Source organism: Acetivibrio mesophilus, assembly GCF_004102745.1.
Taxonomy (GTDB): domain Bacteria; phylum Bacillota; class Clostridia; order Acetivibrionales; family Acetivibrionaceae; genus Hungateiclostridium; species Hungateiclostridium mesophilum.
Window position 1 is genome coordinate 1 of record NZ_RLII01000055.1, and the last position, 6779, is coordinate 6779.

Sequence of the window (6779 nt, forward strand, 5' to 3'; positions counted from 1 at the left end):
TGTTTGTGGTGAACTCAATTATATCAGAAAAAAGGGGGTCATTGTTTTTTTATATCAAAAAACTTTGAAACCGTTGATAAATAGCATATTCAATATATAACTAGTGTAATTTACTTTACACTAACAGAGATATTAAGGGGGAGAATAAATGAAAAAAGCTATTTGTAGTATTTTAATATGCTGTATAATCATATCGACTTTGACAACAACCACAGTTTATGCAAAAAACTACAGTAATGTGATCGAAGCAATAGATGATGCTAATAACTTTCTATTTAGTAAAATGGGATGTGAGAATTATTATGTACTACAAATTGATGGTATGAATATAAACAATAAGCTTGCCCAATATGGTTCGGACGTATTTTCAAATAGGCCGGTATTCGTATATGGTAATAATGTAGACGCAAGCAGAAAAACGACAACAGGAGGCAGAGATATAGTTAAGAAAGTTAATGGTAAAGACGAATATCGTGCACTAGGATATGCGATAGATGGTTCGGTTTTCCCGAATCCTAGTTTTCCATATGATAATGAAGGTCATGCTGCAAAGGATAAAATGTGGGTAATGAGACCATGGGGAGATGAAGGTTACAGAAATGTTCATGATGAGGATGGTAAGGTTGCTAAAATATATTTAGGTGGCATTACACTTGAGTATATAAATAAATGGATAAAAAATAGTAGGTTTGGTCCTAATGATGTTGAGACTCGTACAGGAAAACGAAATTACTTTGTAGAAAATGCAGTTGACGTACCGGAAGCATTAAAGGACAATTTTGAGGATTTCCTATACATAATACAGCCTCCGACGGAACACTCGTGGGGATTGGGTATAGCATTTTACTATTGGAACGGATATAACAACCTCAACTATAAGTCGTTTCTCATAAAGCCGTTTGATATGGTTGCTAATGATTTGGATGTTAGTTTTTATAAGATGCCCGGAAGCTCGACAGAAGGCAATAGAGTATTGGTGGGGATAAAAGTCAAATCATACTTCGATACAGACCTAGAAAAAGTTGACTTTAAATGGAACATTGCTACGAAAAATGGTGATGGCAAAAATATCCCGTTGAATGCGGAGATATGCAAACTTGAATTTGCCGGTTCATCAAAGGAGCAAAGCGGCACTATAAATATATCAGCAGAAGACAAGGAAGCATGTTTATATGCTGAGTTTACAATGCCTGACAGTGATGTGTATATAGAGTTTGCAATTAATGAAGACGGGAAAAAGCCTTTGGAAAGTGATACGGAAAATAATATTGTTTCTACAGTAGTTAAAGCTGAAAAGCCTATAAATTCGGCGGTCAAGAAATTTGATTTGCCATATTATGCTTTGTCTAGAGATATAAGCTATCCATTGGCTGATGAGGGTATTAAATTTAGTTTAAATAAGACAAGTGGTGCTTGGTGGAGTGGAGAGGCCAAAGTAGATGCTCTGAATGTTAATGTAGATGCAAAATTATTGCACAATCATCAGGTTGGAAGTGCAACTGTCGATGATAATGGAGACGAAGTAACTGTAAGTCTGCCAAAAGTAAAAGCTAAAATTGAGAGAAGTGACTTTGGAGATGATCCAGAAAAGAAAAACTGGCTAGTTAGTGATAATGCTACTGATACAGTAACAAAAACTCCAAACACGACCTATTATGTTTCTGTATCGAAAAAGTATGAATATACAACGAAATGTAATAAACATGAAAATTGTGAAATGGAAGGTTGTACAGGTTATAGAGATGAAACGGGCTATGCAAGCAGCAGTTGAAGTGGAAATGCGCCGATAGAAATAAACACATATGTATACAACGGTAAAAAGGATTTGAACCAAAAGAAGTTTGAAAATAATATAAGTAATAATTATGACACAGATTTAAAAGCAAGAATGCTGTGGACAAACAATCCTATTAAATTCAACGTAATACGCTATATGTGTGATCTAGATGTAAATGAAAATCCAACAGTATGGAAATCAGTGCCTGGCAAATACGAAAGGCAATTTGTGCAGCAGTGCAGTGCTGATATCGACTGGGATGTAACCAGCTCAATGGCTCAGGACTACAGACAAGCCCGGGATGCAGCTAGCAGAATGAAATACGACAGCTCACTTTACGACAAGGCTGTATTTGCCACAGACATAAGCATGAAGGATTACGACTATCCGATAAAATCAGGCTATTACTTTAATCCGACAGGTACATATACATTTGAAGTCACAACTGTTAACTACAAGAGCAACCAAGATGACACAAAAGAGCATAAAGAGCTTGTGAATGCATTAATCAACTCCTTCAGATATGAATCAAACCTGGTATATATTGATGCTAACAACCAGGCTGTAAATATTGCGAATGGGCCTTATACAGACCCTGGAGTATTGACCGCAAAAAACAACAAGGGTATAGGCGGCGAAGAACTGATAACTGTATTAGACAGAAGCAAAGATTCTAGTTGCTACAAAAAGATAGTGGAGGAGATAGTGTATAATTCCAAAATGGTGGATGATGAAAATTAAAACGGAAGTCACGACTATTGGAAAATGTCTATGGAAGGTTATTCTTTGTCAGGTAGCTTGGACAGTTATAATAAGTATAAATACCGCGAGTATGTTGCAGGGGGAAATGTATTTAAAATAACTGAGACTACATAGTAATACCCGAAGGGACTTTGACCGATGAAGTCAAAACAATGCTAGAAGAGCTGAAAAGTGAAGCTGTTTCTGGAACACCTTCGATAAAAGTGGTTTATAGTGAAGGATACGGAAGACAAAGTAATGTGGATGAAAGCAGCGAATAAAAAGAGTAAAAGTCACAAGAATTTTTATATTCTAATATACTAAGAATAATTCTGCAACCCCTCAAGAAATACGGGATTCCTGTTATATTGAGGGGTTTTTTGAACGCAAAGTTTACTACTATATTTATAGAAAACGTTTTAGTGCAAAGGTTAGGATTAATATTCTTAGAGAGCATGAGGAGTGATTCCATTAAAATATTTTAATATTAATTAATAAATTGTCTTTTGATAGTTTTATAAAAATTATATTGGCATATTTGCTATTTTATACTATAATCTTTATTATTGAGTCATTGATTTTTGAGAAATCTATTATTATATGCACAAAAATAGTCGATATGCAAAGTTTCGGGGTGATAGGGGAAATCACTAGTGAGATTTTTTGGTAAATAGGGAGATAATATCAACTTTTTGTACATTGTTTTATTAATAATAATTATTCCTTCCACCGTTTAGGTCGAAGGAATACGAGTGAAAGCAATATTGGGGCAAAGTGAGAGCGCATTCGATATATCGGTTAAATCAGATCTTGCAGTCTATGATTAAAATATTGACAAATGCTTCGTAGGTGTTAAGGAGGAAGAGGGTAAAGCCTTTAATAATGCCACAATTGCTAACAAATTTAGTACAGATAATAAATATCTAATTTAGTGGAAATAGCAGCATGCAGGTCTTTTCACAAATAAGGATGTGAAAATCGAAAGAATAGCTGATTTAATACAGGTAAATATGACGACTGTTTCAGGAAATAAAACTTTTATAATGTCAGAATGTAGTACATATATGCGTATCGAATCTTCAGTTTCGATAAAGTATTTGTTTGCGACAAAACCTTTTATGCCAAAGGAATTGAGAACCGAAGATGGAAAAAGAATAAAGTTTGATGTTATCCTGTATAAGGGATATTAACATAAGAATATGATTTATAAAAGAAAGGGATGTTGGATAATGATTAGAGTAAAGTTAATATTTGTAGCAGTAATAATATGTGCAGTATTTTTATTATCGGCTTGTGGTGGCAGTGGAGAAGTAAATAATCAACCTTCTAATTCACCGAAAGTAAACTCGGGGAAGAGTACGCATGAGCCAGGAGATGAAAAAGAAAAGACTAATGCGGAAAAATTTTTGGAATATGTTATAGAGGCTGCTTATATGAGAAAATTCACTGAAACTGGTGATTATGCCGGGATCATGAATACATTACATGATTTATATAAAGATGATATTGTAAACCCATATACTGGTGGGAAATTATTAACAATAGCGAACAGGACTAATGATTTAATATGTGATAAGCAATGGAAAGCATCTGAGGTATCAGGAGTGAATTGTATTGTAATAGATGATTATATGACACTACTTGAAAAAATAGATACTTCTGAGGCTGTTTACTGTCTAAATACAGAAAGTAAGGGTTGTGTAATTGGTATTATATTAATGGATGGTGTATATATATATGAAGTTGATGAGAATGGTGAGAAAACAAATGAAATCAAGCATTTCTTTAAAAAGGAAGAATAAAGAGGGCTAGGACTACGTTTTAATAAAGTATATGCTTACTGCTTTTATAAGAGTAAAGGCTATAATGAAAATTGGAGGTTTAATAATAAAAAGACTAGTGATATCAATGTTAACAGTATTTATATTAACCATTCTTTTAGCAAATATGAGCTACGCAATTAATATACCGCTTCGAGTAGTTGTTGATGGAGAAGAATTGAATTTCCCGGATGTTCAGCCCTTCATTGATGCAAACGGTAGAACGCAGACACCGTCAAGGTTTATTGGTGAAGCCATAGGAGCGACGGTAACTTGGGATGGAAATGCCCAAAAAGCAGTATTCAAAATGGGTGGAACAACATTAGAATTGCTTATTGGAAAAAAGAATATCAGTTGAATTGGCAAGAGAAACAAATGGACACCGAGGCATTGTTGATAGACGGAAGGACGTTTGTACCGACCCGCTATGTAGCAGAAGCATTTGGTGCAACAGTTAGGTGGAAAGATGAAATTAAAACCGTGGATATAGATACAGATGACATAGGTAAAGTAGTAGATGAGGGTGATACAAAGGAAGTAGCTGGATTTATTGTACCGAAGGATACGAATTTGGTGGTCGCAGCTATAAAAGACGATTTAAACGACCAAGCAATTTTAATTATAGATTTTTTAAGCGAGATGTAGAAAAGCAGAAGGATGATTTAGAAAGAATACTATTACAGAAGTTTAGCGTAGAGACAGTAGAAGAAATTATGTCTATAGTGAGAAAAAAGGTTAAAGGATACGGATACTATTGAACCACAATATTTTTATGATATTAAAACAGGACAATATATTTATCTTGATAAGTCTTTACCTAAGCGTGGTTCTACGATTACTATTTATATTTAGAAAAAGGGAGTAAAACCAGTCCTATGATAGTCGCTTGAGTAAGAATATAATTTTTAAAAGAAAGGGATGTTGGATAATGATTAGAGTAAAGTTAATATTTGTAGCAGTAATAATATGTGCAGTATCTTTATTATCGGCTTGTGGTGGCAGTGAAGAAGGAAATAGTCAACCTTCTAATACATCCGCAGAAAATTCTACACAGGGTACACAGAATGCAGGAGATAAAAAAGAAAAGACTAATACAGAAAAATTCTTGGAGTATGTCATAGAAGCTGCTGATAAAAGGAATTTTACTGAGACAGGTGATTATGCAGGAATCATGAATACATTGCATGATTTGTATAAAAAAGACATCGCAAATCCTTATACTGGAGGAACTTCATTAACTATAATGAATAGGACTAGGAGTATGATGAAAGATCAGCATTTATCTAGGACAAGATTGTTTAGTGTAGACTGTGTAGTAATAGATGATTATATGACAGACCTTGAAGAAATTGATACAGATGATGTGGTTTATTGCGTAAATCCAGAAAGTAAAGGTATGGTATTTGCATTTTGGTTTAAAGATGGTGTATATATATATGAAATTGATGAAAATGGTGAGAAAATAAATGAAATTGAGCATTTCTTCGAAAAAGAAGAATAAAGCTTTGATAGAGATAAAACAAAGCAAGGAAGAAGTATAGATGGAGGGCAAATTGGAATGTAGAGAATTGCAACAATATTAACAGTGATATTAGTGATTACATACTTATTCTCAGTCCCGACATTGGCCGTTGAGCTCCCGATTAGAGTAGTAGTAAATGGTACAAAAATAAATTTTCCGGATGTAAAGCCGTTTATTGATGAAAATTCAAGAACCCAGGTACCTATCAGATTTGTTGGAGAAGCTCTAGGAGCAGATGTCGTTTGGGATGGAAATACGAAAAAAGTAGCAATAACATTAAGTGGAAGAAAAGTAGTGCTTCAAATAGGGAACAAGAGTTATGAAGTAAACGGACAGGAAAAGCTAATGGATACAGTAACATTATTAAAAGAGTCCAGGACTTTTGTGCCGGTAAGGTTTGTAAGTGAAGCATTAGGCGCAAATGTGAAGTATTACAAGTAAATGGCGTGAGTATAAATGATGAGTTTGTTGAATGTGGTTGGGATACATTCTCAAATAGGCCCATATTTGTATATGGTGATAATGTAGATGCAAGAATGCTATGGACAAGCAACCCTATCAAATTCAACGTAATACGCTATATGTGTGACCTGGATGTAGATGGAATCCCAACAGTATGGAAATCAATGCCGGGCAAATATGAAAGGTAATTTGTGTAGCAGTGCAGTGCTGATATCAACTGGACCAAACCAGTTCAATGTCTCAGGATTACAGACAAGCCAGGGATGCAACTAGCAGAGTGAAATACGACAGAGTGCTTTATGACAAGGCTGTATTTGCATCAGACAAAAGGGTAATGTAAATAATTTTGTGTATCGGAATTTTTACAATCCTCCTTAGCAAGAAATTTTGAATTTTTGAAGTTTACAGAATGTTACCTTAAATCATTTCTTCATTATATATTATTGCCAGTTTTGCC

General features: G+C 34.4%; 5 protein-coding genes and 3 pseudogenes. All 8 read left to right on the top strand.

The annotated features are described in order from the left end of the window. Positions 1–148: 148 nt before the first annotated feature. The 8 genes and pseudogenes from EFD62_RS17675 (at position 149) to EFD62_RS16920 (ending at position 6510) form a co-directional block, all read left to right on the top strand. Positions 149–1771: an Athe_2463 domain-containing protein gene (locus tag EFD62_RS17675; protein ID WP_069193245.1), complete on the top strand. Its 1623-nt coding sequence runs from the start codon at positions 149–151 to the stop codon at positions 1769–1771. Positions 1772–1825: 54 nt separating this feature from the next. Continuing rightward, positions 1826–2518: a hypothetical protein gene (locus EFD62_RS17680; RefSeq protein WP_069193246.1), complete on the top strand. Its 693-nt coding sequence runs from the start codon at positions 1826–1828 to the stop codon at positions 2516–2518. A gap of 965 nt (positions 2519–3483) precedes the next feature. Next, positions 3484–3708, top strand: a pseudogene (locus tag EFD62_RS16895) (DUF5702 domain-containing protein); the annotation flags it as partial. 39 nt (positions 3709–3747) lie between these two features. Next, on the top strand, positions 3748–4320 hold the full coding sequence (locus EFD62_RS16900; RefSeq protein WP_069193248.1) for a hypothetical protein: 573 nt from the start codon (positions 3748–3750) through the stop codon (positions 4318–4320). A gap of 145 nt (positions 4321–4465) precedes the next feature. Continuing rightward, positions 4466–4983, top strand: a pseudogene (locus tag EFD62_RS16905) (copper amine oxidase N-terminal domain-containing protein). A gap of 283 nt (positions 4984–5266) precedes the next feature. After that, the gene (locus tag EFD62_RS16910; protein WP_069193249.1) at positions 5267–5839 is read left to right on the top strand and encodes a hypothetical protein; all 573 of its coding nucleotides are present in this window, start codon (positions 5267–5269) and stop codon (positions 5837–5839) included. A gap of 66 nt (positions 5840–5905) precedes the next feature. After that, positions 5906–6292 (top strand): annotated as a pseudogene (locus EFD62_RS16915) (copper amine oxidase N-terminal domain-containing protein); the annotation flags it as partial. 14 nt (positions 6293–6306) lie between these two features. Then, the gene (locus EFD62_RS16920; RefSeq protein WP_128706557.1) at positions 6307–6510 is read left to right on the top strand and encodes a hypothetical protein; all 204 of its coding nucleotides are present in this window, start codon (positions 6307–6309) and stop codon (positions 6508–6510) included. The last annotated feature ends 269 nt before the right edge of the window (positions 6511–6779 follow it).

Coding starts and splice junctions, on each gene's coding strand:
- EFD62_RS17675 (WP_069193245.1), top strand. CDS start 149: ATGAAAAAAGCTATTTGTAGTATTTTAATATGCTGTATAATCATATCG.
- EFD62_RS16900 (WP_069193248.1), top strand. CDS start 3,748: ATGATTAGAGTAAAGTTAATATTTGTAGCAGTAATAATATGTGCAGTA.
- EFD62_RS16910 (WP_069193249.1), top strand. CDS start 5,267: ATGATTAGAGTAAAGTTAATATTTGTAGCAGTAATAATATGTGCAGTA.